28 protein-coding genes are annotated in these 23,668 nt (G+C 29.1%); 6 read left to right on the forward strand and 22 right to left on the reverse strand.

Annotation, left to right across the window (positions count from 1 at the left end; all coding sequences use genetic code 11):
- Nucleotides 1–99 precede the first annotated feature (99 nt).
- Genes ilvE through L8X38_RS05480 form a run of 4 tightly spaced genes read left to right on the forward strand, consistent with a single transcriptional unit; the run spans nucleotide 100 to nucleotide 3,187 of the window.
- The gene (ilvE, locus tag L8X38_RS05465; protein ID WP_263660460.1) at nucleotides 100–1,014 is read left to right on the forward strand and encodes a branched-chain-amino-acid transaminase; all 915 of its coding nucleotides are present in this window, start codon (nucleotides 100–102) and stop codon (nucleotides 1,012–1,014) included.
- Nucleotides 1,015–1,026: 12 nt separating this feature from the next.
- Nucleotides 1,027–2,097, forward strand: coding sequence for a prohibitin family protein (locus L8X38_RS05470; protein ID WP_220566555.1), 1,071 nt, complete (start codon nucleotides 1,027–1,029; stop codon nucleotides 2,095–2,097).
- Between the two features lie 17 nt (nucleotides 2,098–2,114).
- Nucleotides 2,115–2,651 carry a DUF2393 family protein gene (locus L8X38_RS05475; RefSeq protein WP_133319505.1) on the forward strand — a complete coding sequence of 179 codons (537 nt, stop codon included), beginning with the start codon at nucleotides 2,115–2,117 and terminating at the stop codon, nucleotides 2,649–2,651.
- A 41-nt stretch (nucleotides 2,652–2,692) separates the two neighbouring features.
- Nucleotides 2,693–3,187, forward strand: coding sequence for a DUF2393 domain-containing protein (locus L8X38_RS05480; RefSeq protein WP_263661528.1), 495 nt, complete (start codon nucleotides 2,693–2,695; stop codon nucleotides 3,185–3,187).
- Nucleotides 3,188–3,190: 3 nt separating this feature from the next.
- Here L8X38_RS05480 and purF read toward each other — a convergent pair whose 3' ends face one another.
- Nucleotides 3,191–4,531: an amidophosphoribosyltransferase gene (gene purF, locus L8X38_RS05485; protein ID WP_133319503.1), complete on the reverse strand. Its 1,341-nt coding sequence runs from the start codon at nucleotides 4,529–4,531 to the stop codon at nucleotides 3,191–3,193.
- Nucleotides 4,532–5,260: a 4-hydroxy-tetrahydrodipicolinate reductase gene (gene dapB, locus L8X38_RS05490; protein WP_263661500.1), complete on the reverse strand. Its 729-nt coding sequence runs from the start codon at nucleotides 5,258–5,260 to the stop codon at nucleotides 4,532–4,534. It abuts the gene before it with no gap.
- Between the two features lie 135 nt (nucleotides 5,261–5,395).
- Between dapB and L8X38_RS05495 the strand changes: the two genes are divergently transcribed.
- A complete protein-coding gene (locus L8X38_RS05495; RefSeq protein ID WP_263661501.1) occupies nucleotides 5,396–7,177 on the forward strand; it encodes a PhoX family protein in 1,782 nt (593 codons plus the stop codon).
- Between the two features lie 19 nt (nucleotides 7,178–7,196).
- On the opposite strand, the gene trxB is transcribed toward L8X38_RS05495, so the two are convergent.
- The 19 genes from trxB to mqnP all read right to left on the reverse strand — a co-directional run bounded on the left by trxB (nucleotide 7,197) and on the right by mqnP (nucleotide 20,351).
- Nucleotides 7,197–8,135 carry a thioredoxin-disulfide reductase gene (trxB, locus tag L8X38_RS05500; RefSeq protein ID WP_263659523.1) on the reverse strand — a complete coding sequence of 313 codons (939 nt, stop codon included), beginning with the start codon at nucleotides 8,133–8,135 and terminating at the stop codon, nucleotides 7,197–7,199.
- A gap of 117 nt (nucleotides 8,136–8,252) precedes the next feature.
- Nucleotides 8,253–8,567, reverse strand: coding sequence for a thioredoxin (gene trxA, locus L8X38_RS05505; protein WP_039619298.1), 315 nt, complete (start codon nucleotides 8,565–8,567; stop codon nucleotides 8,253–8,255).
- Nucleotides 8,568–8,618: 51 nt separating this feature from the next.
- Complete coding sequence (locus L8X38_RS05510) at nucleotides 8,619–8,957, reverse strand: YraN family protein (protein WP_263661502.1); 339 nt, start codon at nucleotides 8,955–8,957, stop codon at nucleotides 8,619–8,621.
- Nucleotides 8,957–10,210: a homoserine dehydrogenase gene (locus L8X38_RS05515; protein ID WP_133319498.1), complete on the reverse strand. Its 1,254-nt coding sequence runs from the start codon at nucleotides 10,208–10,210 to the stop codon at nucleotides 8,957–8,959. Before L8X38_RS05515 ends, L8X38_RS05510 begins: the two co-directional genes overlap by 1 nt.
- Before the next feature lies 1 nt (nucleotide 10,211).
- Nucleotides 10,212–11,414: an LL-diaminopimelate aminotransferase gene (locus L8X38_RS05520; RefSeq protein ID WP_220566550.1), complete on the reverse strand. Its 1,203-nt coding sequence runs from the start codon at nucleotides 11,412–11,414 to the stop codon at nucleotides 10,212–10,214.
- Nucleotides 11,415–11,426: 12 nt separating this feature from the next.
- Nucleotides 11,427–12,233 (reverse strand): hypothetical protein, encoded by an 807-nt coding sequence (locus L8X38_RS05525; protein WP_263661503.1) that lies wholly within the window; start codon nucleotides 12,231–12,233, stop codon nucleotides 11,427–11,429.
- Nucleotides 12,227–13,099, reverse strand: a complete 873-nt coding sequence (locus L8X38_RS05530; protein WP_133319495.1) for a hypothetical protein — start codon at nucleotides 13,097–13,099, stop codon at nucleotides 12,227–12,229. The genes L8X38_RS05525 and L8X38_RS05530 overlap by 7 nt, the downstream gene beginning before the upstream one ends.
- The gene (gene rlmB / locus L8X38_RS05535) at nucleotides 13,092–13,772 is read right to left on the reverse strand and encodes a 23S rRNA (guanosine(2251)-2'-O)-methyltransferase RlmB (protein ID WP_263660456.1); all 681 of its coding nucleotides are present in this window, start codon (nucleotides 13,770–13,772) and stop codon (nucleotides 13,092–13,094) included. The genes L8X38_RS05530 and rlmB overlap by 8 nt, the downstream gene beginning before the upstream one ends.
- Before the next feature lie 19 nt (nucleotides 13,773–13,791).
- Nucleotides 13,792–14,610, reverse strand: a complete 819-nt coding sequence (rsmI, locus tag L8X38_RS05540) for a 16S rRNA (cytidine(1402)-2'-O)-methyltransferase (RefSeq protein WP_263660455.1) — start codon at nucleotides 14,608–14,610, stop codon at nucleotides 13,792–13,794.
- Complete coding sequence (gene rpmE, locus L8X38_RS05545) at nucleotides 14,610–14,810, reverse strand: 50S ribosomal protein L31 (RefSeq protein ID WP_039664588.1); 201 nt, start codon at nucleotides 14,808–14,810, stop codon at nucleotides 14,610–14,612. Before rpmE ends, rsmI begins: the two co-directional genes overlap by 1 nt.
- A 77-nt stretch (nucleotides 14,811–14,887) precedes the next feature.
- Complete coding sequence (locus tag L8X38_RS05550; RefSeq protein ID WP_263661504.1) at nucleotides 14,888–15,550, reverse strand: 16S rRNA (uracil(1498)-N(3))-methyltransferase; 663 nt, start codon at nucleotides 15,548–15,550, stop codon at nucleotides 14,888–14,890.
- Complete coding sequence (locus L8X38_RS05555; RefSeq protein ID WP_220566545.1) at nucleotides 15,550–15,960, reverse strand: hypothetical protein; 411 nt, start codon at nucleotides 15,958–15,960, stop codon at nucleotides 15,550–15,552. Before L8X38_RS05555 ends, L8X38_RS05550 begins: the two co-directional genes overlap by 1 nt.
- The gene (locus L8X38_RS05560) at nucleotides 15,960–16,160 is read right to left on the reverse strand and encodes a cytochrome C (protein ID WP_133319490.1); all 201 of its coding nucleotides are present in this window, start codon (nucleotides 16,158–16,160) and stop codon (nucleotides 15,960–15,962) included. The genes L8X38_RS05555 and L8X38_RS05560 overlap by 1 nt, the downstream gene beginning before the upstream one ends.
- On the reverse strand, nucleotides 16,160–16,744 hold the full coding sequence (locus tag L8X38_RS05565) for a 6-pyruvoyl trahydropterin synthase family protein (protein WP_263661505.1): 585 nt from the start codon (nucleotides 16,742–16,744) through the stop codon (nucleotides 16,160–16,162). The genes L8X38_RS05560 and L8X38_RS05565 overlap by 1 nt, the downstream gene beginning before the upstream one ends.
- Nucleotides 16,741–17,490, reverse strand: a complete 750-nt coding sequence (locus L8X38_RS05570; protein WP_263661506.1) for a 7-carboxy-7-deazaguanine synthase QueE — start codon at nucleotides 17,488–17,490, stop codon at nucleotides 16,741–16,743. The genes L8X38_RS05565 and L8X38_RS05570 overlap by 4 nt, the downstream gene beginning before the upstream one ends.
- Nucleotides 17,490–18,458, reverse strand: a complete 969-nt coding sequence (gene moaA, locus L8X38_RS05575) for a GTP 3',8-cyclase MoaA (protein ID WP_263661507.1) — start codon at nucleotides 18,456–18,458, stop codon at nucleotides 17,490–17,492. Before moaA ends, L8X38_RS05570 begins: the two co-directional genes overlap by 1 nt.
- Nucleotides 18,459–18,467: 9 nt before the next feature.
- Entirely contained in the window at nucleotides 18,468–18,989 is a 522-nt protein-coding gene (locus tag L8X38_RS05580; protein WP_133319486.1) for a DUF6115 domain-containing protein, read from the reverse strand.
- Nucleotides 18,982–19,479, reverse strand: coding sequence for a hypothetical protein (locus L8X38_RS05585; protein WP_263659526.1), 498 nt, complete (start codon nucleotides 19,477–19,479; stop codon nucleotides 18,982–18,984). The genes L8X38_RS05580 and L8X38_RS05585 overlap by 8 nt, the downstream gene beginning before the upstream one ends.
- Nucleotides 19,476–20,351 carry a menaquinone biosynthesis prenyltransferase MqnP gene (gene mqnP, locus L8X38_RS05590; protein WP_263660452.1) on the reverse strand — a complete coding sequence of 292 codons (876 nt, stop codon included), beginning with the start codon at nucleotides 20,349–20,351 and terminating at the stop codon, nucleotides 19,476–19,478. The genes L8X38_RS05585 and mqnP overlap by 4 nt, the downstream gene beginning before the upstream one ends.
- Nucleotides 20,352–20,420: 69 nt before the next feature.
- Here mqnP and miaA point away from each other — a divergent pair, with 69 nt between their 5' ends.
- Nucleotides 20,421–21,296, forward strand: coding sequence for a tRNA (adenosine(37)-N6)-dimethylallyltransferase MiaA (gene miaA, locus L8X38_RS05595; protein WP_220566539.1), 876 nt, complete (start codon nucleotides 20,421–20,423; stop codon nucleotides 21,294–21,296).
- Here miaA and L8X38_RS05600 read toward each other — a convergent pair.
- Entirely contained in the window at nucleotides 21,287–23,650 is a 2,364-nt protein-coding gene (locus L8X38_RS05600; RefSeq protein WP_220566538.1) for a tetratricopeptide repeat protein, read from the reverse strand. The two genes, miaA and L8X38_RS05600, sit on opposite strands and share 10 nt — an antisense overlap.
- Between the last annotated feature and the right edge of the window lie 18 nt (nucleotides 23,651–23,668).

Here is a 23,668-nt window from a genome sequence, read left to right on the forward strand (position 1 = left end):
ATTTTTCCTTGTTTCAAATATAATAATTTTACTATATTCTAGTAATTATTAGTATATTTTTGATAAAATTAGTTTTATTTTCAACAAAAAGGCTTAGTTATGATTAGGGCAAAAAAAATTTGGATGGATGGAAAAATCATTGATTTTGATGATGCAAAAATTCATGTTTTAACACATTCATTACATTATGCAAATGCAGTTTTTGAAGGAACAAGAGCTTATAAAACACAAAATGGTTTAGCAATTTTTAGATTAAAAGAACACACCAAAAGACTTTTAGAGTCTGCAAAAATTACTTTAATTAATTCTCCTTTTTCTCAAGAAGAACTTGAAAATGCACAAGTTGAACTTTTAAGAGCAAATGATTTTCAAAATAACACCTATTTGCGACCATTAATCTTTTTAGGTGATGGCACTATGGGAGTTTATCATGCTAAAGCTCCTGTTAGGGTAGCTATTGCTGCTTGGGAATGGGGTGCTTATTTAGGTGAAGAAGGCTTAGAAAAAGGTATTAAGGTTAAAATTTCTTCTTTTGCTAGAAATAGTGTAAAATCTAGCTTAGGTAAAGCAAAAGTAAGTGCAAATTATTTAAATTCTCAAATGGCTAAATATGAAGCTATAGAAGCAGGATATGAGGAAGCCTTAATGCTCGATGAAGAAGGTTTTGTAGCAGAAGGAACAGGTGAGTGTTTTTTTATGATTAAAGATAATAAGCTAATCACACCGCCAAATGATTTTTCATTAAAAAGTATCACTCAAGATACTGTTTTAAAAATTGCACATGATTTGGGCATAAGTGTAGTGCGTCAAAGAATTTCAAGAGATGAAGTTTATGTAGCTGATGAAGCATTTTTCACAGGAACTGCAGCAGAAATAACTCCGATAAATAATATTGATGCAAGAATTATAGGAGATGGAAAAAGAGGTGAGCTAACGACAAAGCTTCAAAATGCGTATTTTGATATAGTTTATGGACGCAATGAAAAATACGCTTCTATGCTAACTTATATTTAACAAAGGAACTAAATGCCAGCTGATTTGAATGATTATTTTAATAAAAAAAACAATCAAAACAACAATAAGCAAAATTTAAACTTCAAAACACCAGAATTTAATTTCAAAGGTTTTGGGAAATTTTCTCCATTAATTTATAGTGCAATTGCGATTATTTTAGTTTTTGCACTTTTTAAGCCTTTTGCAATAGTAAATTCAGGGGAAATGGGGATCAAATCCACTACAGGTAAATACAGCCCTACCCCACTTGAACCAGGACTTCATTTTTTTATGCCTATACTGCAAAAAATCACTATCATAGATACTAGAGTAAGACAAATCAACTATGCTTCGATCGAAGGAATAAATGAAAATTTACAAATAGGATCAGGTGTTGTTAATAAAAATAGTATTTCGGTGCTTGATTCAAGAGGCTTGCCTGTATCTATTGATGTAACCGTTCAATACAGATTAAATCCTTTACAAGTTCCTCAAACTATCGCGACATGGGGGCTTAATTGGGAAAATAAAATCATAGATCCAGTAGTAAGAGATGTTGTAAGAAATGTTGTAGGTCAATACACTGCAGAAGAGCTTCCAACAAATCGTAATACTATAGCGGTGCAAATTGATCAGGGTATTAGAAAAACTATTGAAAGCCAACCAAATGAGCCAGCAGAGCTTCAAGCAGTTCAGCTTAGAGAAATTATCTTACCTATAAAAGTAAAAGAACAAATCGAAAGAGTACAAATTGCTAAACAAGAAGCTGAAAGAACTAAATATGAAGTTGAAAGAGCTAACCAAGAAGCACTTAAAAAAGCGGCTTTAGCTGAAGGGGAGGCAAATGCAACTATTATTAGTGCTAAAGGTAGAGCAAGTGCCGTAAAAATTGAAGCTGATGCGCAAGCATATTCAAATAGAGAAATAGCAAAAAGTTTAAATAATCCTTTACTTGATTTAAAACAAATTGAAACCCAAAAGCAATTTAATGAAGCACTTAAAGTCAATAAAGATGCTAAAATTTTCTTAACACCAGGCGGAGCTGTGCCAAATATTTGGGTTGATAGCAAAGATAATAAAAGAACAAGTTCAGTAGCAAATTAAAAAATAAAGAAGTGATAATGAATGTTCAACATATCCGAGAGCAAATGATCTTTTATACAGCTCATTTGCACTTGATCGATTTTTTGTTAATGGCTTTAGTTGTATTCTTTTTCATTATCACTTTATTTATTGCTTTGATTGTTAGAAACAAACCTACTTTTGCTTTTATTATAATTTTTTTAGGAATTTTATGTTCACTTAGTATTGCGTATTTGGGATATTTTTTAATTGATACTAAAGTTAGATCTAGAATAGCTAGCTTAGATAATGCTCAATTTTTTGTATATGATAATTCTTTAAGTGTTGATTATAGCTTGACAAATACTTCTAAAAAAAGTTTTAAATTTTGCAAAATAAAAGTAGAAGTATTTAGAAAAAGCGATGAAAATAATACTTTTAAAAATTTAATACATTTATTAAAACCATTAAGAAGTAAATCTACCACTATCGAAAAAACAATAAGTCCCAACCAAACTATTAATCTAAAAACCAAATTTTCCGATTTTAATGAAGGTCAAGATTTTGACATTAAAATTAATTCAAAGTGTTTTTAATGGGATATTTTACTTTTTTTCATATTCTCATCATTTTTATTATGCTAGCTTCAACTTTCCTTACTTGGATTTTATTCTATTTAAAAATACAAAACAAAAAGTATATGATAATTTTTTGCATAATAAGTTTTATATTAGCCTCAATCTTAACTATTTCTTTATTATTAACTATAGATCAATACACAAAAAAAGCTAGTTTGAGTAATTTTTCAACCTACAGACGCTTAGCTACAGAAAGCATTGTTATAAAAGGTAGAGTAACCAACGATACTAATTTTAAAATTTCAGAATGCTTTTTAGAACTTAGAATTATTGATAATAATAATAATAAAAAGCATGAAATCAGTGGAGAAATTTTTAATCAACAAAATTTTGATAGTATAAAAAAAGCAAATCAACAACAAAGAGATGTTTCGTATAATATTAACATTGCAAATCAATTATCAGGTCATACCTACAAAGACTTTTCTTTTGAAGTGGGATTGCCACCTCATTTTCAAAGTTATAAAATTTTTAAACAATTAAAATGCAGATAAGGATTATTTAATAAAATAATCCCCATCAAAACTAATCAAAGAATATTTTCTTTCATTGCCTATGCTTGAAACTAGCTCATTAATATCTAAAAAAGTCAAACTATCTGCACCTGTATATTCTCTAACCTCTTCAATACTCTTATTAGCTGAAATTAACTCTTCAAAAGTTGGAGTGTCTATACCATAAATATCAGGAAATTTGATTTCTGGACAAGCTATAGCCAAATGAATTTTTCTAGCACCTGCTTGTCTTAAAAGTGTGATGATTTTTTTAGAAGTTGTTCCTCTTACTACACTATCATCAATCACCACTATATCTTTGCCTTCTAAAACTTTCTTCATAGGATTTAATTTCAGTTTTACTTTTAAATTTCTCATTTCTTGAGTTGGCTCTATGAAAGTTCTTCCAACATAGTGATTTCTAACTATGGCCATTTCAAGTGGAATTTTTAAATATTGTGCAAAACCTATAGCAGCACTTACTCCACTATCAGGAACAGGCACTACAAAATCTACTTTTTCTTTAAATTTTTTAGCCAAGGCTTCACCCATTTTTTTACGCACTTCATATACACTTTTACCTTCTATAATACTATCAGGTCTAGCAAAATAAATATATTCAAATGCACAAATTCTTGGATCTGTTTTATCAAAAACTTGAATGCTTTCAAACTCATCACTACCTTGAGTAAAAACTAGCATTTCACCGGGCTTTATATCGCGGATAAATTCAGCTTCTATCAAATCAAAAGCACAAGTTTCACTCGCTACAATATATCCACCATCTTTTAATTTTCCCAAAGATAAAGGTCTAACCCCATAAGGATCTCTTACCACAAAAAGTTGATTTTTACTAGCTAACATAAAGCAATATGCACCCTTACTTTGCATTAGACTTTCTATAAATCTATCTTTTAAAGTTTCTTTTTTGCTTTTTGCTATTAAATGCACAACATTTTCTGTGTCCATATTAGAATGAAAAATAGCCCCATTGTCAATTAACTCTTTTCTAACTTCTTCTTTATTAATCAAATTTCCATTATGCACTAAAGAAATATCACCCAAAGAACAAGTAGCTGCAACAGGCTGTGCATCATGCAAAGAAGAATTTCCAGCGGTAGAATAACGATTATGGCCTACAGCTATACTACCTTTTAAATCTGCTAAAATTTGAGTATTAAAAATTTGTCCTACTTCACCTTTAGCTTTATGAGTTTTGATATTTAAACCATCACTTACACTAATTCCACTTGCTTCTTGGCCACGATGTTGCATAGCAAATAAAGCATAATAAGCCACCGTGCTTGCATTTTTTGAATTAATTACTCCAACTACCGCACACATTTAAATTCCTAAACAATCGTCTATATCATATAAGCCATTTTCTTGAGAAACCAGCCATTTAGCACATCTAATAGCCCCCATAGCAAAAGTAGCTCTTGAAGTAGCACTATGATTTAATTCTATAAATTCACCATCATTATAAAATCCAACTCTATGAGAACCCACTATATCACCACCTCTTAAGCTCATCACTGCGATTTCATCTTTACTTCTTTGACCAATAATCCCATCTCTACCACTTACTCTAACCTTTTCTAAATCTAAATTCCTAGCCTTAGCGACATTTTGTGCTAAAGTCATAGCTGTACCACTTGGAGCGTCTTTTTTCTTATTGTGGTGCATTTCAAGTATTTCTATATCAAAATCCCTTAAAGCTTCACTTGCTAAACATGAAAGTTTTTTTAAAATAGCTACACCCAAAGACATATTGGTAGCATAAAGAATTGGCATAGTAATGCTTGCACTTTGCATTAACTCATTTTGCTTAGCATCTAATCCTGTAGTACCTATCACTAAAGGTTTAGGATTGCTTCTTGCGTATAACAACAAATCCTCACAACCTTTCGGGGAAGAAAAATCAATTATTACATCGCATTTGTTAAAAAATTCTTCATAGCTTGATCCTTGATAAAAAAATGCACTTGCTTTAACATCTTTTTGATCTTGTAAACAATTTTCAATTTGTTTACCCATGCGACCATTGCTCCCATGAATTCCTATACATATCATAAATTTATCCTTTATATTTGCAGTGAGAAATTGTATCACTAAGTTAATTAATACAATATTACATACCATGAGCAAAAGTTTCCAAAAAGTTTCCAAAAAACTTTAAATTTATAACACATTTTTAAAAGGAGTTTTATGAAAAGAAGAACATTTTTGAAAGGCTCAGCTTTGGGTTCTATGGTAGCATTTTTTGCTAGCTCAAATTTAAATGCGAGTTTATTAAAAGATAAAGATTTGCTAAATTTTAAAGAAATACCTGCTAGCACAGAAGATAAAGTTATCGTACCAGATGGCTACAAAGCAGATATTTTAATCTCATGGGGCGATCCTCTTTTTAGCAAAGCATCTATTTATGATGAAGAAAAAAATATCGATAAAAAAGCTGTGGAAAATGCTAAATTAACTTTTGGAGACAATAACGATGGTATGAGTTTTTTTCCTCTTTCAAAAGATAGGGCTATACTAGCTATTAATAATGAATATATAAATCCTGAAATTATGTTTAAACATCAAGGTAAAAATCTTAGCTTAGATGATATTTTATATGAACAAGCAAATTTAGGAGTGAGTATTTTTGAAATAAAAAAAGAAAAAGATCAATGGTCTGTGGTGCTTGATTCTAAATACAATCGCAGAATCGATGCAAATACAAAAATGAGCATTAGTGGTCCAGCAAAACAACAAGTACTTCAAAATGAAAATTTTATATATGGAACTTTAAATAATTGTGCCAATGGAAAAACACCTTGGGGGACTTATCTTACTTGCGAAGAAAATATAAATGATTTTTTTGGAAGTTTAGATGAAAAAATTAAATTTTCAAAAGAGCAACTTAGATTTGGATTTAAAACTCAAAGTCAATATGGATGGGAAAAATTTGATGAAAGATTTGATTTAAGTAAAAATCCAAACGAGGCAAATAAATTTGGATGGGTTGTAGAAATTGATCCATTTGATCCAAACAGCATACCTATAAAAAGAACAGCTCTTGGAAGATTTAAACACGAAAATGCAGAATTAATTGTAGAAGATGATGGAACCGTTGTAATTTATATGGGAGATGATGAAGCCAATGAATTTATTTATAAATTTATAAGCAAACATAAATATAAAAAAGGTCTAGATACTAGCAAAATTTTAGATGAAGGAACCTTATATGTAGCACAATTTAATGGAGAAATAGGAGATTTTAGAGGGAGTGGAAAATGGATTGAGTTAGAATATGGTAAAAATAACCTTAATAAAGAAAATGGTTTTAACTCTCAAGCAGATGTGTTAATCAATGCTAGAATTGCTGGAACTATTGTAAATGCAACTCCTATGGATAGATGTGAATGGATAGCAAGCCATAAAGAAAGTGACTCAAAAGAAGTATTTGCTACCTTAACAAACAATAAAAAAAATAATAACCCAAATCCAGCAAACCCAAGAACAAAAAATATTTACGGACAAATAATTAAATGGGAGCATAAAAATTCTCATAAAGATGATGAATTTACTTGGGAAATTTTTGCACTTGCAGGAAACCCTGATAATCAAACAAGTTTAAATAAAGGCTCAAACAACATTACAAGTAATAATAAATTTAATTCCCCCGATGGATTAAGTTTTGATAGAGATGGTCGCCTTTGGATACAAACTGATGGAAACTATTCTAATCAAGAAGAATTTGAAGGCATGGGAAATAATTGTATGTTAGCAGCTAATCCAAAAACAGGGGAAATAAAAAGATTTTTAACAGGACCAATAGCTTGCGAAATAACAGGAATTGCTTTTAGTCAAGATTATAAAACTATGTTTGTTGGAATTCAACATCCAGGAGAGAAATTAAAAGGCAGTCAATTTCCTTATGGCAAAACACCAAGATCAAGTATAATAGCAATAAGTAAAATTGATGGCGGAGTTATTGGAAGTTAATCAATTTACACTAGAAATTCTAGTGTAAATTTTCAATATAAGCTAAAGCGCTAAGCGCTGCAACCGCTCCATCGCCTGCTGCACATATTACTTGTTTTGGAGCATCTTTTCTTAAATCACCTGCTGCAAATAACCCTGCTATATTGGTTTGCATTTTAAGATCAACACTAACTTGACCACCTTCTTCCATAGCACATAAAAATTCACCATTGTCTTGTTTTAAGATTTCATTTCTTACATTTAATCCAACAAAGGTAAAGATTCCAGGCACATCAAGCTCTCTTTTAGAACCATCATTAAATGCTATTTTAATTTTATTAACACCCATATTATCACCGCAAACCTCATCAACAACCGCATTTGTGATTAATTCTATTTTGTCATTATTTTTTACTTTTTCAACTGTTGAAGGTGCTGCTCTAAACTCATCTCTTCTGTGGATTAAATACACTTTTGAACAAATATTAGCTAGATACAAAGCTTCTTCTAAAGCAGTATCTCCCCCACCTAAAACAGCCACTTCTTTATTTTTATAAAAAAAGCCATCGCAAGTTGCACAAGTACTCACACCTTTACCAAAAAATTCATCCTCGCCTTTAAAACCAGCACGACGCGGAGTAGAGCCTGTGCAAACAATAACTGCTTTTGCTTGTTCGTTTTTACCGCCTTCCAATTTTATATTAAAACTTCCATCAGAATTTTTACTAATTTGTTCAACACCTACCATCTCATGTTTTAAACCAAAACGCATACATTGTTCATTCCAAGGAACCATAAAAGAAATTCCATCTAAAACTTGAGCAACTCCAGGATAATTTTCTATCTCTGAACTCGAAGTAATCTGCCCACCAGGCATACCTTTTTCAAACATTACAACATTTTTTAATCCACCTCTTGTAGCATATAAACCTGCGCTCAAACCTGCAGGTCCACCACCTATAATAGCTAAATCTAACATGATATTTTCCTTATAGTTTTATTTATAAGTATTATACAAATTTTTCTTTAATTATAAATAATAAAAATTATTAAATAGTAAAAAATATGAAGAAAAGCCACAAAAAGTGGCTTAAGATTATAAAAGTGAGTTTAGTTTATCTGCTAAAGCTTGTTTTGATTGAGCACCAACTAGTTGATCAACCACTTCACCATCTTTAAAGAAAATGATAGTTGGGATAGATCTTACACCAAATTGTGCAGCCAAATCACCTTGCTCATCTGTATTTACTTTACAAATTTTAGCTTTACCATCAAAATCATTTGCAAGCTCATCAATTACCGGTGCAAGCATTCTGCAAGGTCCGCACCATGGAGCCCAAAAATCTACTAAAGCTACACCTTCTTTTGCTTGTGCAAAATTTTCTGTAGTTAAATCAATATATTTTCCCATTTTTTTCTCCTTTGTTTTTTCAAATTCTATTAAAATAGAATAAACATTCCCTTAATAACTAATGTTCTCTAAAAGTTTTATATCATCTTTATATACGCAAAGTAAATCTAGTTGATAATTTTCATCATTTTTATGTTTCATAAAGTAATATTCTATAGTCTTAATAATTTTATTATATTTTTTATTATCCAATCTATATTCTACCTCATAATCACCTTGCGTGCTTTTAACTTCAATAAAATGTAAAATTTTATCTTTTTTAGCAATAATATCAATTTCTCCAAATTTAGAATAAAAATTCCTTTTTAAAATTTCAAATCCTTGTGTTTTTAAAAATTCACACACTAACTCTTCTCCTTTTTTACCAAAAAGATATTCAAATAATGCCATTACTCTTCTATTCTCATCATAAAAACATCATCTTTTACAAATTCTTGTTCTCTAAGCTTTTGAGTTAAAATTTGTATATTTTTTTCATAAGTTTGATGAGTGATGAAAAATAAAGTGCTATAATCTTGCTTTTCTTTTTTAGGCTTTTGCAAGAAAGTATCGATTGAAATTTGATGTTCACTCATTAATTGTGTGATTTTTGATAAAACTCCTATTTTATCTAATACCTTTAATCTTAAATAATATCTTGTATAAATTTCATCTTTACTTAAAAGTTTATAAGAAGTATCATTTAAATACCCAAAAATAGCACTATTTTTTTCTTTTCTTGCTATATCGATTAAATCAGCTATAACAGCACTTGCAGTTGCCCTGCCACCTGCTCCTGGGCCATAATATAAACTTTCACCCAATACATCTCCATCAATACTAATAGCATTCATTACCCCATCAACTTTTGCTAGTATTTTATCTTTGCTAAGCATGGTAGGATGAACTCTTAATTCTATTTTTTCATCTTTAATCTTAGCAATACCCAAGTGTTTTATGGTATATTCAAATTCTTTTGCAAAATAAATATCCTCATTACTTACTTTGCTAATACCCTCAATCAAAATATCTTCAGGTTTTACTCTTAATCCATAGGCAATATTTGCTAAAATCAAAAGTTTATGTGCTGCATCAAAACCCTCTATATCAAAAGTGGGGTTAGCTTCAGCATATCCTAAATCTTGTGCTTTTTTTAACACCTCTTGGAATTTGGTATTATCTTCGGTCATTTTACTTAAAATATAATTGCTTGTGCCATTTAAAATACCTTTAATAGAAACAATATTATTAGCACTCAAGCCCTCTTTTAAAATTTTAATAATAGGAATTCCACCCGCCACACTCGCCTCATAACCAAAAGCTGTATCTTGTGCTAATTTTTCAAGCTCATAACGATGATAAGCAAGCAAAGCTTTATTAGCAGTTACCACTGCTTTTTTTCTTTTTAAAATTTTTGAAATTATCTCAAAGGGTAAATCAATACCACCCATTAACTCCACAAATACATCAATATCTTCACGCTCTAAAACCTCATCAATATCATTTACCACAGGAATTAATGCATTTGGTTTTGGATTTCTTGCCAAAGCAATTACTGGAATAATTTCTTCATCACATCTTGCTTTGATTAAATCTTGATTTTTTAGCAAAGTTTCTACAACAGCACTTCCTACCGTACCATATCCCAAAATTGCGATTTTCATTTTATTCTCTTAAATATTTTTTTATATTTCTTGCTGCTTGACGAATGCGATTTTCATTTTCTATTAAAGCTATTCTAACATACTCATTACCCGCTTCACCAAAACCAACTCCAGGACTTACCGCTACATTTGCTTTTTGCAAAAGCTGTTTAGAAAATTCCATACTTCCAAGGTGAGCTTTACTTTGAGGGAGTTTTGCCCAAACAAACATACTTGCATTAGGTTTTTTCAGCTCCCATCCTGCCTGAAAAAATGAATCAAGCAAGACTTCTAATCTTTTTGCATAAGTTGCCTTAATCTCTTCAACACAAGTTTGATCTCCATCTAAAGCTATAGTAGCAGCAACTTGTATAGGAGTATACATACCATAATCAAACCAAGACTTGATTTTTTTCAAAGCCGCAATTAAGCGTTTATTACCCACTACAAAACCTACACGCCAACCTGCCATATTGTAAGACTTTGAAAGTGTATAAGTTTCCACCGCTACATCTTTAGCACCTTCAACTTCAAAAATAGAAGGGGTTTTATAAGAACCAAAAGTCAAATCTGCATAAGCAATATCAGAAATAATATAAAATCTTTCTTTTTTTGCCATTGCAACTAATCTCTCATAAAAACTTCTTTCCACAGTGACTGTTGTAGGATTGTGCGGAAAATTTACTACTACATATTTTGGACGCGGAATACTTTCATGTAGTGTTTTTTGTAAATTTTCAAAAAAAGTATTTTCATTTAATTCATAATTTTCATTAAAATCAAAATTCATAGTTGCTACATTACCACCTGCTATGATAAAAGCTTGAGTGTGTATAGGATAAGCGGGTGTAGGTACAATAGCTACATCTCCTGGGTTAATAACAGCTCTTGCTAAATTTACAAAGCCTTCTTTAGAGCCCATCGTTGCAACTACTTCACTTTCAGGATCTAAATCAACATCGTATTTTCTTTTATACCAATTACAAATTGCAAGTCTTAGTTTATAAATTCCACTCGAAGCAGAATAACCAGAAGTTTTTTCTTTATTTGCACTTTCACAAAGTTTATCTATAATGTGTTGAGGAGTTTTACCATCAGGATTTCCCATAGAAAAATCTATTATATCCTCCCCTGCTCTTCTTGCTGCCATTTTAATCGCATTAACTTCAGCAAAAACATAATTTGGAAGTCTTTCTATGGTATTAAAATGAATTTCTTCAAACATTTTCCATCCTTTTTAGCGTCTTAAGTAAATTTTTAAACCCCTTTTTATGTTATCAAGGCTAAACATATCGCCAATGATAGCATATTTTGCACCCAATGGGATATTTATATTAATTTCATTTTGTTTGTGTGTGTTTTCTATGCCTTGAATAAAATTTAAATTTTTATCTAAAAATTGAATTTTACAAAACCAAGAATCAAGATTGTGCGCACTAAGCTCTATGCTTTTTGCTCCTTGTAAATCAACAATATATTCCCTTAAAGGCTTATTTAATTGAGTGATGGTATTTAGTGGAATTTGAGTATTGACTTTAGGTTTTGCTTTTGAAAAATCTAGCTCATACTCATAATTTAATTCTGAAATTTTAGAAATATCTTTAATAAAAACAGAGCTTGATAACAAGGCTTTATAGAAAACTCCTGGATCAAGCATATATTGAGAATCTACAGCTAACTTATAGGTGATATAATTTTCCCTTAAAGTTAATTCAGTTGGTATAAAATACACATAGCCTAATTCGTTTAAAGTATCATTAATAGTTTTAAAAAATAAAACAGAATCAGCTTGAGCTTTAAAACTAAAAGTTAGAGTTTTTGGCTCATTTAATATAAAATTTGCCAAAGAATTAGTTTTTAAAATTTGAGAAATAGTGTAAATATCTACATTTCCGCGTTCATCTTTATAATCATTCCTTGCAAGCAAGAGCTCTAATTTTGCATCTTTAGAATTATCATTAACAATATGTTTTGCAACTTCTAAAGCACTTAGTGCAAAAGCGTTAAGAGTAAAAAAAATGGAAAATATTAAAATTCTTACCATAATTTTCCTCTATTTTCTTTGATAAATTCAGCTTTTGTAATTTGTTTGATTTTACCATCTTTAATCATTAAAAATTTAGACACACCGTTTTTAAACTCTAAAGTATTATTATTTTCATCGTTTAAGCTAAAAGCAGCGTGGCCTGTGGTAATTAACATATCTTTATCCAAAGGTAAAACATAATCATTTTTAATAGTTAAAGAGCTCTTTCTAAAAGTTTTTAAATCCACCATACCAAGCCAAAGCTCTGCACTTGGTTTTATAATGCTTTCATTGAGTAAAATGATATTTTCTTCAGGCATATTTGAGCTAGCATTATCTTCTAATGTTTTTTCTGTATTATTGTTCTCGCTTATTGGTTCTAAAATAGTCGCGTTTGTTTCATTATTTTCCATAGCATCATCAGCAAAAAAATTAAGAACTGGTGTTTCATTTTCATCAACTTTTTCTTCTAAAACAACCTGCTCTTGATTTAATACATTGGTGGTATTTTCATCTAAAGTAGAACTTTGAAAAAATCTTGAAACACCCCAGGCCAAAGCTACTATCAAAAGTACTACTACTATAATCACAATATACCATACACTTGAGCTTTCTTTGGTATATGAGTTCATTCTAGGTGAAATATGCACATGATTTTTTTTCTCAATACCATTTTCTTCTAAATAGACATGATATTCTTCTAAAAAATTAGAAAAGTCAAGCTCATACTCTCTTTGTAAAATTTTAATAAAGCCATTTACATTAAAGCGAGATAAAGACTTAAAATCTTTCTTAATGATATATTCAAGACAAGCTATTTCTATTTGTGTTCTTTTTTGAACTTCTAACAAATTTAAATCTTCTAATTTTTTCCAACTATCCATTTTTCATCCTATCGCAAAGTATTGCAAATGCTGCACTAACATTTAAACTATCAAAATCATTGTGCATTTTTATACCTACGCACTCATCGCATTTTTTAAGTACCTTTGGCGCTATACCAAAACCTTCACTTCCCATAATCAAAACTTTTTTATCTTTGGCCTTGATAGTATGTATATCACTACCTCCGCTTGCACTAGCATAGATATAAAAACCTTTTTGTTTTAACTCATTTATCATGCTTAAAATATCATCATTTAAGACTATTTCCATATCTAAAGCTGCTCCACTACTTGCACGAATAACTCCATCCATAGCCACGCTTTTAGCTACCAAAATAACCCCATCAGCACCTAAAGCATAAGCACTACGCACGATAGCACCTATATTTCCAACATCGCTAATATTATATAAAATAACTATAAAATCTTTTTCTTTTAAACTCTCAAAAGAGCTAAATTCAAATTCATCAATTTCCATTAAAAAACCTTGATGATTTCCACCTCTTGCTAAGCTTTGTGCGGTTTTAAAATCAAGCTTTTTAATTTTTTTTGATGCCCTTGTTATTTTTGAAAAATCAGCTTTTTCACATTCTTTTGCCAAATAAATTTCTTTAATTTTTTCTTCATGCTTTTCTAAGATATAAAAAAACACTTGCTTACCATAAACTATCATTTTTAAATAATAACCAAATTCAACTTAAAAGCAGTTTTTGATAATTTTCTTTTGGAGATTTTGCATTGATTTTCGAAAGAAGTTTTGCCTTTGCCTTTAAAGATAAATCAAGCTCATAAATATCTTGCTCACACAAGGTGTTTTGATGAAATTGCTTTTCTTTAGCATTTACCACTGCACACCATTCACCGCGTAAATCCATTGTTTTTAATTTTTCCAAAACCTCTAAAGCTTCTGCTCTAAATTTAGTTTCAAATTTCTTTGTTGCTTCTTTTATGATAAAAATTTCTCTTAAAGGATCAATTTTACTAATTTCTTCTACTAAATTAAGTATTCTAGTGGGTGCTTCATAAACTATACTAGGATAAGGATTAAGCATTAAATTTTCAATATCTTTTTGTCTTTGAGGATTTTTATTGGCCAAAAAACCCATAAAAATAAATTCTTTTTTACAAAATGCACTTGAAACCAATGCAAGCAAAGCAGCATTTGATCCTGTTAAGACTTCATAGTCAATATTGTTTTTAATAGCATATTCGATTAAAAATTGCCCCGGATCGCTAATACCTGGCATACCTGCATCACTTAAATATGCAATATCTTGTTTAAAAAAATCCTCATCTATTTTTGCTAAAAAATCTTTTTCATTATGAGTATGTAAAGCTATATATTTATCAGGCTTTATTTCTAAATTAAATTTTTCATTAAGAAGATGAATTAAAGATTTGCAAACTCTTGTATCTTCACATAAAAAGAGCTTGCATTTTTGTAAAATTTCTAAAGAATGAAAAGAAATATCGTTTAAATTTCCTATGGGCGTAGGAATAAAATATAACATTATTGCATTGCGTATTTTTTCTTAAATTTCTCTACACGACCCGCAGCATCTACGATTTTTTCACTACCTGTAAAGAATGGGTGGCAGCTTGAACAAATATCAACTTTAATTTCTGATTTATTTGACTTAGTAGTAAAAGAATTTCCACAAGCACAACTAACTTTACACTCTACATATTCTGGGTGAATTTCTTTCTTCATTGTTTATCCTTTTTCAAAACATTAAGGCGTAATTATATAGATTTTTATATAAAAAATAGCTAAATTTAAGCATGCTTTTAAATTATAAATTTTGAAGCAACCCCTATAAGTGCTGTTTGTGCTTTAAGTATATAGTTGGCTTGTAATTTTGCTCTTTTTATATTTATTTCTCTTTCTTTTTGCGAAAATCCGCCTTCAGCCCCAACCAAAAATACATACCTACCGGGATCAAAATTCATCAAATCTTCACCTTCAAAATCTATCAAAACAATATTTTCATAAGCTTGCTGAAATTTTTTAAAATCATCAAAACTTTCAAGTTCCATTAAAGAAGCACGACCGCATTGCTGGGATGATTCTATAAGAATTTTTTCCATTCTTTTAAAATCTAATTTAAAATTTTTTTGCGAGTATTCCATATACACAAAAGAAAGTTTTGCTACTCCAAGTTCATTTAAAAAAGGTAAAGTTTTTTCTATAACCTTTGGATCAATCACCGCCAAAGCTAAGTGTATATATGTTTTTAATTCTTGTTTTTCTTCTTTTTTGTCAAGTAAATTTAATACACAAGAGCGTCTAGAAAGCTCTATGCATTCATAAGTGTAAGTATAAAAATCTTTCAAATTCTTTAATATAATTTTATCACTCACTTTAATTCTTCGAGCCTTTAAGTGCAAAAAGGCTTCATTTTCTAGCTCTAAACTTGCAGTACCACTTTGTGGGTGATATAAAAATTGCATTAAAAATAAAACCTCTTAAGTAAATAAGGTACAAAAAGTAAGAATATACCCAAACACAAAATAAAAAAACTTAAAAATCTAAATTTAGCATAGCGTTTAAACAATCTTGCTTTTTTAAATAAAACAAATTGATAAATAGCCAAAGCAAAAATCAAAATCCAACAAAACCACATAGAAAGCACATAGAAATTAAATTCAAAATGCTTTAAAGCCCATAACAAACTTCCAGTAAAAAGTGTAATTGCTAAAAACAAATAATAAATTGGCAAAAATAGACGAATTCTTTTTATAAAGATAAATTCTTGTGAGAAGTTACTTTGAGTCAAATACAAATAAAACAACATTAAAAAACCATTTGTATATAAACTATACACATGCAATGCTAAAAAAAATTCATAACTTTGATCCATTATTGTCCTTGTGTATTATTTTCATCTTGTATATCATCATCAACAGGTATAGGAAGTGTTTCATCATCTATAATGACATTAGAATCACTTTGTTCAATCTGAACTTGCTCGGTTTGTATTTCTTTTTTTATATTTTTATTCTCTTGATTTGAACAAGCCATAAAAAGCAATATTGGCACAATCAATAAAATCTTTTTCATTACACCTCCTTTTGATTGATAAAAACAAAATTTACATCTTGAAGTTTTTCAAAAAAATCTTTATCTTTCCATTCATCTCTTATAGCTTGCGAAAAGTCAATATCTGCCAAATCAATCTTTGGTAAAAATTCACTATAAGCATCTTCTCTAAAACCTTGCGCATAACCTGTTCTTGTTTCATGTACAATAATGCTTTTTAAACTAACACCTTGCTCACCATTGACCATCTTAGTCTTTAAAAGCAAAGTATCAATCAGTACAAAAAATATGCGTACAAAATTTTCTGCACTTACATTCACAGGTAAACTTACCCATCTTTGTGAATGTTTTTTCATATCTTCTAAATAAACTTTATCATCATCTTTAAAAAGCGTAATAGCATGATCAAAACTATCAATAATTTGTTTTATCTCATCTTTTAACAAGCCAAAATCATACACCATTCCAGCATTGTCAAGGTATTTACTCTCAAGTAAAATTTCTACCTTATAAGAGTGACCGTGTATGCTTGTTTTACATCGCTTGGAGCTACAAAATCTAACAATATGAGCATTTTCAAATTCAAACATTTTTCTAATAATCATACGCCTTCTTTATCTCCCCAAATTCTAATATGCAATCTATCAGAGTAATTATATCCATTTTTTATACAAAATTCAGCAACACTTAAGGCATTTTTAGAAATTTCTTCTTCATTTGACCCCATAGGCATACAAAACACCTCATTTTCACAAACTTGTAAAATTTCATTGATTTCTTCTAAGGCTTTATTTTCTTGTAAAAAATCCTTATCTAAAACAAATTTGTAAAAGCTATCCTTAGCGTAGTATTTAAAAGCTTTTAAGGCTTTTTCATTAATTCTTTTTTCTTTTTTAACCCCACTATTGCTAAGCTTTACTCCTAAAGCAAAATAGCATTTTTTATACAAAGGATATTTTTCAAAATCAATTTCAATACTTGCATTTGTTTCAAAATGCACTTTAAAGTCATTTTCTAAAAGTAAATTTATAAAACACAAAAAATCTTTATTTTGATAATTTAACAAAGGCTCACCACCGGTAATTACAACTATAGCTTTGTGTGAATTTACTAGCTTCAAAACCTCATCAAAAAGCTTTGTTGAAGTATATGTTTTATAACAAGTTTTAAATTCTTTAGTAAAAACAGCTCTTATAGTATCACAGCCCAAAAGTATTTTAGAATCTTTTTCTTTTTTTATTCCAAAGCCTGCGCAGTTAAAATTACACCCGGCAAATCTTACAAATATAGCCAAATTTCCACTATATTTTCCCTCACCTTGCAAGCTTAAAAAAGTTTCAACAACTTCCATTATCCACCTGTTTGATAAAAGGCTCTTGTGGAACTTTGATTGGCTTCATTTTCTGCCCATCTATTTTTTTCTGATTTATTTTTTATCACGGTTTTTAAAACTTCACAAGCACTTGCTATGTCTTTATTGCGTATAGCTTTTTTAATGCTTAAAGCCTCATCATAATATAAACAAGGTATTAAAAGCCCTTCGGCTGAAAGCCTTATACGGTTACAACTATCACAAAAATCATGGCTATGTGGATCAATAATGCCAAACTCATACCCATCTTCAAGTTCATAAATAGTCGCAGGTGCATTTGGACTTTTTTGTCCTTGTTTAAAAGAATACTTTTGAGCAATGATATTTAAAATTTCTGTTGATTTCAAGCCTTTTAAATCTCCATAAGCATGATAATTTTCCATAAATTCTATAAAGCGAATTTGGCTTTTGCGTGCTTTAGCAAATTCTAAAAGATCGATAAATTCACTATCATTAATCCCTTTAAGAGCTACGGTGTTAAATTTAATATTAAAACCTAATTCTAAAGCCTCATTAATACCATTTAACACATCTTTGAGTATGTTTTTTTGAGCTAATTTAAAGGCCACTTCTTCTTTTAAAGTATCCAAAGAGATGTTAATTCTTTTTAAGCCCGCTTGTTTTAAATCCTTTGCTTGTTGTTTTAATAAAGAAGCATTAGTAGTAAGCGCTAGATCTATATCTTGCTTATACTCACTAATCATAGCAATAAATTTATGCAAATCTTTTCTTACTAAAGGCTCACCACCTGTAATACGAATTTTCTTAACTCCTTCATCAATGCAAACTTTAACAAACATAAAAAGTTCTTCAAATGATAAAAGATTTTCCTTAGCACTCCATTCAAATGGAGTTTTTGGCATACAATAAAGGCAACGAAAATTACATCTTTGTGTTACTGAAATTCTTAAATAATCAATCACTCTTCCATAGCTATCTACTAACATCAAAGGCCTTTATAATAATTTATTAAATTTTAAAATAAGCTCAACCCTGCCCATACCTATACGCAAATCTTTGGCAATTTGCTCTATGGATTTTTTTTGATTAAAAAGTTCTATAACTTTTTGCTCTTCATTATCATAGCTTGGGCTTAATTTTGTAATACTTTGAGTTTTTTGTTCTAAATTTAATAAACGATTTTTTTGCTCACTTTGAAATTCTTCAATTACTTCTTCCACTTCTTTTAAAGCACTTAAAATAGGAATAATATTTTGATTGATTTTTTGTTCTAGCACCTGCAAAAGCTCTTCTTTTAATTCTTCTCTTATGGCTTCAGTGTCTATTTCTTCTTTTTCTTGCTCTTGCTCATCTAAACTTTCTTTTTTTAAATAATGATATTGTTTATTTAAATCTTCTATCATTTTACCAAGCTCATTAATCTTAACAATACTTTCTTTTTCTTTAATCATCATATAAGCAAACATAGCAAAAATTAATAAAGCTACAACTAGCCACAATAATAAATCACTATCCATTTTCTTGCTCCTTTAAAATTTTAATCATTGCTCTTTGCATATTTGCTACAAAATTATCATACACAAGCTCATCTTCTGCTTTTATTTGCGTGATTTTTGCTTCATTCTCATTTAATGCTTTAAAAAAAATACTAATTTTTTGACCATTTAAATTAAATCTAGCATAATAATCTTCATCTTGCATTAAACACCTATCTTTAAATTGAATATGTGTAAAATTTACCCCAATCACAAAAGATTTATATTTTAAATTAACAAATAATTTTGTTTTATTAATATCATTTTTTATCAAATACAATTCTTGCTTTAAATCCATAAGCAAATCAAAAATCAACTGCTCACCCTCGCTAAATTCTACCCTTGAAGCAAGCTTTTTCCATTTGCTTAAATTGACATAATTATTACTTGAAACATATTCTTGCAAAAACTCTTCATATCTTTCTTTGCTCTCTTCAAATTCTAATTCCAAAGAGCTTTTAAAAAATTTCATCTCCATAAAAGATCAACCCATATAAAAATAAAAAAGACTATACTTAAATACCCATTTAAAGTAAAAAATGCTTTGTCAATTTTTGCAAAATTCTTTCTAACAATGCGGTGCTCAAAAAATAAAATAACAGCACTAACAATCACACCTAAAAATGCAATATTTCCTGTTGGAGCTACCCAAACAAATAAAAACCAAAAAAGCACTGCTAAAACATGACAAAATGCTGAGATGAACAAGGTTGCTTCAAGCCCAAATTTAGCAGGTATAGAGTGCAAGCCTGTCTTTTTATCATACTCCATATCTTGCAAAGCATAAAGTAAATCAAAACCAGCTGTCCAAAAAGTAACACCCAAACACAAAATAACACTATAAATTTCAATACTTCCCAAAACCACAATACTGCCTGCAATAGGAGCAAGTCCTAAGCAAAATCCTAATACTAAATGCGCTAGGGATGAAAATCTTTTAAAGGCTGAATAAATAGCTAAAATAAACAATACCGGCAAAGAAAGAGCAAAGGCTAGTTTGTTGATAAAATAACTTGCCAAAACAAAAATAATAGCATTTAAAATAATAAAAAGTAAAATGCTAGTTTTACCTATACGACCATCGATATTAGGTCTATTTGCACATCTTGGATTGTTTTTATCAATGTCTTCATCCATCAAACGATTGATTGCCATTGCAAAATTTCTTGCACTTACCGCGCAAATAACACCCAAAAACAAAGCTTTAAAACCAAACCAAGTGCTATCATTTAAAATAACAGAAGCTACAATCATAGAAACAAACAAAAATGGTAAAGCAAAAATAGAATGCTTAAAAACAATCAAGTCCAAAATATCTTTTAATTTTTCTTTTAATAAAGGCATTTTTTCTCTTTATAGTATATTTTTGTTATGATTTTACTAAAATAATTTTAAATTTAGGATATTTTTACGATGTTTTTTGAATTTGCTCTTATTGGAACTACTGCAAGTGGCAAAACAGAACTTGCTAACAAACTAGCTTATGAATTTAATGCAAGTATTTTAAGCCTTGATAGTCTTTGTGTGTATAAACAAATCAACATCGCTTCAGCCAAAACAGAGCAAAAAACCTTAGATGAGCTTGATTATTTTGGAATAAATTTATTAAATGTTAATGAGCATTTTAACATTGCTTTATTTTTTGAAGAATACAAAAAAGCAAAAGCCTTTGCTCAAAAAAACAATCAAATGTTAATTATTACAGGTGGAACTAGTTTTTATTTAAAAGCTTTAATGGATGGCTTGAGTGAAAATTTCAAAGAAAGTCAAAGCACGCTAAGTAATGATGAAATTTATCATTTAATGATAAAAACTGATCCACATGCCAAAATAGAAAAAAACGACACCTATCGCTTAAAAAAATGGCTTGGAATTTATGAGCAAACTAATAAAATCCCAAGCGAAGTTTTAAAAGAAACAAAACAAGAAGCTTTAATTAAAAAACTTGATATTTTTGAAATTTCTTGGCAAAAAGATCTTTTGGAAAAACGCATTATTAAACGCACTAAAAATATGCTTGATGAGGGTTTAATAGATGAAGCTAAAATGCTATATAGTAACTATGATCATCATTTAAAAGCACTAAATTCCATAGGCTTGAAAGAATGTAAAGATTTTTTAGATAAAAAAATAAATTTAAACGAGCTTGAAGAACTCATCATCATTCACACAAGACAACTTGCCAAAAGACAAAGAACTTTTAATAAAAAATTCAACAAAGAAATTTTAGATTTTCAAAACGCTTATGAAAATTTAAAAGCTTATATTTTAAAAAAACATCAAGGCTGAGTGTTTAAGACATTTAATTTATCTTTACATAAATTTTGCCAATTGCTTGTTGTGTTAATATCTATACAATTTTGCAAACTTTGCTTTTGATTTTGTACATCTTTTAAATCTTCATAAATATTACTTTGCATATAAAAAGCTCTTGCGCGCTCATCGTCTTTTAAAGGATTAGCAAGCAAATCTTTAAACAAAGTTAAGGCTTGTTGAGCTTGATTGTTTTGTTTTAAGGCTTTGATATAGATAAATTCTAAATCCGGACTAAAAAGATTTACTCCTTTTAAATTTTGATAATCAATAGCCTTTGGAGCATAAGTTAAAATACTTGTTAGAAAATTATTTTTTTCACAATAACGCAAAAACTCATAATATAATTCCACCATACGATAATTCATAGGAAATTGCTCTAGTTTTTGCAAAGTTCTTATCATGGCATTATAATCTTGCAATTTAAGTTCAGCAAAAAATTTAATATAATTTGCTTCAAATTTTTCATCATCGCTAATAATAGTTCTTGTATTTAAAATATCATTAATTGTTTTTACAACAAAACGATAACGCTTATCTTTAAGCGCCAAATCTGCACTTTGGAGTTTATAAAAAATAATATCATCATTTTCATTTTCAACTATATATTTTTTAGCTTCTTCTATACGAGTAGTACGCTTAAAGCATTCAAGCATTTGTTTTTTATTTTGTATTTTATTTCCCACATCATATACCTTAAAATCATCATATATTTTAACAGCAGCTAAGCACTCATCATTTTTTAAATTTTGTTCTAAAACTAAGATAGCAGCTTGTTCTAAAAGATTTTTGATTTCTTTGTTGGAATATTTTTCTATGTCTTTTTGATAACTTACAACTTTTTCATAATTTTTTTCTTGAAAATATAATCTCACATTATCAAATAAAGCCATACTAGAAATTTCTCCAGCATACTTTTGCATGATCTCTTCATATCTTTGATGTAAAAAACTTGCATTATTATCTTTTAAATATAAGAAATTTTTATCTTGAGCTTCTTTTATTAAACTCACATATTCACCCAAAGGAAAATCTTCTGTGTAAAGATCTAAATACTTTTGAGCTTTAGTATGTTCATTTGCATTTAACAAAGCCAAAGAAAGATCTTTTAATACTCTTTCATATTCTTTATCGACTTTAGTCAAATGCGTAAAAATATACTCATAAATTTTAGAACTTAAATCATAAATTCTATGATTACTAAAAGCCTTAGCTAAAGATAAAGAATTTTCTAAATCACTCATAAAAAATTCAGGATTTGATTCTAAAATTTTACTTGCTAACTCCTTGGCTTCTTTTGTATTTTGCGCTTCTAAATAATTTTTAGACAAAAATAAAGCAGCTCTACTAGCTAAATCTGCATTCGGAGTAGAATAGTATACATCTTGATAAATATTATTTGCTATATTTTTTTTACCCAAATGATATAAATAATCTGCATAATCAAGTAAAGCAATTATGGTATATTTATCATCTTTATGCTCAGTACTTAAAGTATCAATAATATAATCAACATTAGACCTTTGAGATAAGCCCATATAAACTCTCATCATGATATACATTACTTCCGTATAATCTTTATCATTAATATAAGTTCTCACCCATCTTTTAGCATCATCTAGCATTTGCTCTAAAATTTGCTGATCTTTATCAAGCTCATAAGTGTAAAGCTTATTTTGCGCTCTTAATTTATAAAGCTCAAATTCATTCATAAATACACTACCTTGATAACGCTTAATAGCATTAACAGCATCTCGTAAAACTTGATCGTATTTTTTGGCTTCATATTCTTGTTTGATATTAAAATATGCATTAAAATCTGCACTTTTTGAAGTTTCCATAGGATTAGAATTTAAATCCAATGCTCCAATATAAGGCATTAATGCATCATCGAAATAAATATCAAAATCAAGTCCATCGCTAGGTTTATAATACCTTAAATCCTTAGTAAAAATAAACACAAAATGTTTAGAAGTATCTCCATTTTGACTTTGAATTTCTTTAGCATTAAAAATATCTTGAGAATAATTAAACATTTTAGCTAAAATTTTAGGATATATTTTAATTGTCAAAAAAGTTTGGTGTTTTTCAAAATAAATTGTAAAATCATCAAATTCTTTATTTTGAAATTGCATATTACTAACACCCAAAACATTACACTCAAAATGAGTTTTTTCAAATTCAAAAATACTCTTGCAAGTAAAATCTTTATTATCTTTTAAATGCAAAAGTGTAAAGGGACGATTTTGTTCTTCCCCTTTATTAACAATAACCTCAAAAGAAAATATATAATTTATGCTTAATAATAATAAAAATAAAATCCTTATCATGAGCGTGATTATAGCAAT

This window comes from Campylobacter sp. CNRCH_2014_2452 (assembly GCF_025772865.1).
GTDB lineage: Bacteria > Campylobacterota > Campylobacteria > Campylobacterales > Campylobacteraceae > Campylobacter_D > Campylobacter_D lari_D.

Excerpts from the sequence above, each read along its gene's own strand:
- ilvE (WP_263660460.1), top strand. The coding sequence starts at position 100 with ATGATTAGGGCAAAAAAAATTTGGATGGATGGAAAAATCATTGATTTT.
- L8X38_RS05470 (WP_220566555.1), top strand. The coding sequence starts at position 1,027 with ATGCCAGCTGATTTGAATGATTATTTTAATAAAAAAAACAATCAAAAC.
- L8X38_RS05475 (WP_133319505.1), top strand. The coding sequence starts at position 2,115 with ATGAATGTTCAACATATCCGAGAGCAAATGATCTTTTATACAGCTCAT.
- L8X38_RS05480 (WP_263661528.1), top strand. The coding sequence starts at position 2,693 with ATGCTAGCTTCAACTTTCCTTACTTGGATTTTATTCTATTTAAAAATA.
- purF (WP_133319503.1), bottom strand. The coding sequence starts at position 4,531 with ATGTGTGCGGTAGTTGGAGTAATTAATTCAAAAAATGCAAGCACGGTG.
- dapB (WP_263661500.1), bottom strand. The coding sequence starts at position 5,260 with ATGATATGTATAGGAATTCATGGGAGCAATGGTCGCATGGGTAAACAA.
- L8X38_RS05495 (WP_263661501.1), top strand. The coding sequence starts at position 5,396 with ATGAAAAGAAGAACATTTTTGAAAGGCTCAGCTTTGGGTTCTATGGTA.
- trxB (WP_263659523.1), bottom strand. The coding sequence starts at position 8,135 with ATGTTAGATTTAGCTATTATAGGTGGTGGACCTGCAGGTTTGAGCGCA.
- trxA (WP_039619298.1), bottom strand. The coding sequence starts at position 8,567 with ATGGGAAAATATATTGATTTAACTACAGAAAATTTTGCACAAGCAAAA.
- L8X38_RS05510 (WP_263661502.1), bottom strand. The coding sequence starts at position 8,957 with ATGGCATTATTTGAATATCTTTTTGGTAAAAAAGGAGAAGAGTTAGTG.
- L8X38_RS05515 (WP_133319498.1), bottom strand. The coding sequence starts at position 10,210 with ATGAAAATCGCAATTTTGGGATATGGTACGGTAGGAAGTGCTGTTGTA.
- L8X38_RS05520 (WP_220566550.1), bottom strand. The coding sequence starts at position 11,414 with ATGTTTGAAGAAATTCATTTTAATACCATAGAAAGACTTCCAAATTAT.
- L8X38_RS05525 (WP_263661503.1), bottom strand. The coding sequence starts at position 12,233 with ATGGTAAGAATTTTAATATTTTCCATTTTTTTTACTCTTAACGCTTTT.
- L8X38_RS05530 (WP_133319495.1), bottom strand. The coding sequence starts at position 13,099 with ATGGATAGTTGGAAAAAATTAGAAGATTTAAATTTGTTAGAAGTTCAA.
- rlmB (WP_263660456.1), bottom strand. The coding sequence starts at position 13,772 with ATGATAGTTTATGGTAAGCAAGTGTTTTTTTATATCTTAGAAAAGCAT.
- rsmI (WP_263660455.1), bottom strand. The coding sequence starts at position 14,610 with ATGTTATATTTTATTCCTACGCCCATAGGAAATTTAAACGATATTTCT.
- rpmE (WP_039664588.1), bottom strand. The coding sequence starts at position 14,810 with ATGAAGAAAGAAATTCACCCAGAATATGTAGAGTGTAAAGTTAGTTGT.
- L8X38_RS05550 (WP_263661504.1), bottom strand. The coding sequence starts at position 15,550 with ATGCAATTTTTATATCACCCACAAAGTGGTACTGCAAGTTTAGAGCTA.
- L8X38_RS05555 (WP_220566545.1), bottom strand. The coding sequence starts at position 15,960 with ATGGATCAAAGTTATGAATTTTTTTTAGCATTGCATGTGTATAGTTTA.
- L8X38_RS05560 (WP_133319490.1), bottom strand. The coding sequence starts at position 16,160 with ATGAAAAAGATTTTATTGATTGTGCCAATATTGCTTTTTATGGCTTGT.
- L8X38_RS05565 (WP_263661505.1), bottom strand. The coding sequence starts at position 16,744 with ATGATTATTAGAAAAATGTTTGAATTTGAAAATGCTCATATTGTTAGA.
- L8X38_RS05570 (WP_263661506.1), bottom strand. The coding sequence starts at position 17,490 with ATGGAAGTTGTTGAAACTTTTTTAAGCTTGCAAGGTGAGGGAAAATAT.
- moaA (WP_263661507.1), bottom strand. The coding sequence starts at position 18,458 with ATGTTAGTAGATAGCTATGGAAGAGTGATTGATTATTTAAGAATTTCA.
- L8X38_RS05580 (WP_133319486.1), bottom strand. The coding sequence starts at position 18,989 with ATGGATAGTGATTTATTATTGTGGCTAGTTGTAGCTTTATTAATTTTT.
- L8X38_RS05585 (WP_263659526.1), bottom strand. The coding sequence starts at position 19,479 with ATGAAATTTTTTAAAAGCTCTTTGGAATTAGAATTTGAAGAGAGCAAA.
- mqnP (WP_263660452.1), bottom strand. The coding sequence starts at position 20,351 with ATGCCTTTATTAAAAGAAAAATTAAAAGATATTTTGGACTTGATTGTT.
- miaA (WP_220566539.1), top strand. The coding sequence starts at position 20,421 with ATGTTTTTTGAATTTGCTCTTATTGGAACTACTGCAAGTGGCAAAACA.
- L8X38_RS05600 (WP_220566538.1), bottom strand. The coding sequence starts at position 23,650 with ATGATAAGGATTTTATTTTTATTATTATTAAGCATAAATTATATATTT.